General features: G+C 62.2%; 3 protein-coding genes. All 3 read left to right on the top strand.

Annotated features, from left to right (window positions below):
* On the top strand, positions 1–325 hold a 325-nt coding region (locus tag AAF184_25795), incomplete at its 5' end, for a selenium-binding protein SBP56-related protein (GenBank protein MEO0425769.1).
* Positions 322–690, top strand: a complete 369-nt coding sequence (locus AAF184_25790; protein ID MEO0425768.1) for a 2Fe-2S iron-sulfur cluster-binding protein — start codon at positions 322–324, stop codon at positions 688–690. The genes AAF184_25795 and AAF184_25790, both read left to right, overlap by 4 nt.
* A 1-nt stretch (position 691) precedes the next feature.
* A complete protein-coding gene (locus AAF184_25785; protein ID MEO0425767.1) occupies positions 692–1,156 on the top strand; it encodes a CoA-binding protein in 465 nt (154 codons plus the stop codon).
* Positions 1,157–1,990 lie beyond the last annotated feature (834 nt).

Raw genomic sequence — 1,990 nt, 5'->3', positions numbered from 1 at the left:
GGTGTGGATGGGTGGACTGCTGGGGCGTGCACCGCAAGTCAACGGTGTTGACGTCACTGGCGGACCGCAGATGATCCAGCTGTCACTGGACGGCAAGCGGCTTTACGTGACCACCTCATTGTTTTCCACCTGTGACAACCAGTTCTATCCCGAGATCCGAGAGCAGGGCGGCGTGATGGTCATGATCGACTGCGACGTCGAGAACGGCGGCATGGCAATCAACCCCGACTTCATGGTCGATTTCGGCAAGGAGCCGAACGGGCCCAGCCGCTGCCACGAGACCCGCTATCCCGGCGGCGACTGCACCAGCGACATCTGGCTGTGAGCGGCACCCGCACCATCACCATCGCCAACAGGGGCGGCGCGACCTACGAGGTCGACGCCCGGCGACCGCTCCTCGACACGCTGCGTGAGGCGGGCGTGGACCTGCCCTATGGCTGCAAATACGGCGGCTGCATCACTTGTGCCGCCCAGCTGACACACGGCGAGGTCGATCAGCGCCGGCAGGTTGCGCTCAACAACCGGCAGATCGCCAACGGCTACGTCATTCTGTGCGTCGCCCGCCCAGTCACCGACTGCACCTTCGAGATCGGCGTGGAGAGCCATGGCAAGCTCTACCGCAACCCCTTTCTCGACCCGCTGGAGCCCCACGAACTGAAGGCGGACATCGCCACGCCGAAGGAGCGCTGACATGCCCGAGGCCGACATCGACCACATCTACGAATACGATCCCACCTTCATCGCCGAGATCCTGAAGTCGGTGAAATCCATCGCAATGGTTGGGGCGAGCGCTGACAAGACCAAATTCAGCTACGGCGTCCTGCGCGTGCTTCACGAGACGGGCTACGACATGATCCCGGTCAACCCCAACCCGAACCTTAAAGAGATCCGCGGCATCAAGGTCTATCACGCCCTCGAGGAGATCGACCGGCCCGTGGACATGGTCGAGGTGTTTCGGCCCAAGGACGAACTCTACGCCATCGCCGAGCAGGCCATCGCCATCGGCGCCAAGGTGCTCTGGGGCCAGATCGGGGTCTACGACGACCGCGCGGCCAAGCTCGCCGAGGAGGCAGGCCTCAAGGTGGTGATGAACCGCTGTCCGAAGATCGAGCTCTTCCGCCCGTTTTGGAAGCCCCGCCTCGACCTCGCGATCTAAAGGCGGAGCGCGTCGCTCAGACCATCGCGACAAGCGCGAATGACGTCGTGGGCCACGCCTTTGGGGCGGTAACGGCGGTCAATGCCCAGGACGCACATCGGTTGATAAACTCGCCCAGCACGGTTTCATAGATTTTGAGGATAGAGCCGAGCAAGTGAAGACGGGTCGGATCGCTGGCGCCATCGCCTCTTCCCGTCGCGTGATGGAACTCCACACCTCGAGAGCCCGGCGCACATCCCAGCCTTCAACCAGGACGCGACCCACCACTTTTTGTGTGTTCCAGGCGTTTGGTCCGCGGTGGCTGCGATCGCAGCAATGGCATTGGGGCCTGATTCGGTTCTGAACCTGTGTGTCGGGTTAAAAGCTTCGTCGACCTGAGACCGGCATTTCTACCCTGATCAATAAGATCAAGCGGGCATGGCAACGGATCGCTTCAGGGTGCTTCGCGTAACGGGGCCCGAGCGAGATATCGACGCTCGTCCAGTCACGACGGATCGGTTTCAACCCACCCGCTCGAAGTTCATTAAGATCGAGGGGCTAGAAAGGATCCCTTGAGAGCGTCCGTCAACGCAAGGCATGCGACTTGCGGCGCACGGAGAGGGGAGATCAATGTCGAAACTGCGCCTAAGGATGAAGAAGTCGCAACCGCTTCGCAATGCTCCTTCGGAGCCGGCGCCCAGGGAAGCCCCAGCAACAGAGACGCTGGCAACGTCGCAAGATCTTGCCCCGGGCACGACCCTCACTGGCGTTTACGTGATCGACCGGCGCATTGCCCAGGGGGGGATGGGTGAGGTGTACTCTGGCCGAGCGATCGCAACGGGTGACCGTGTCGCG

The organism is Pseudomonadota bacterium (assembly GCA_039815145.1).
Lineage (GTDB): Bacteria > Pseudomonadota > Gammaproteobacteria > Steroidobacterales > JBCBZW01 > JBCBZW01.
Note: the sequence above shows the minus strand (reverse complement) of the source record. Positions and strands in the feature narration are given on the sequence as shown.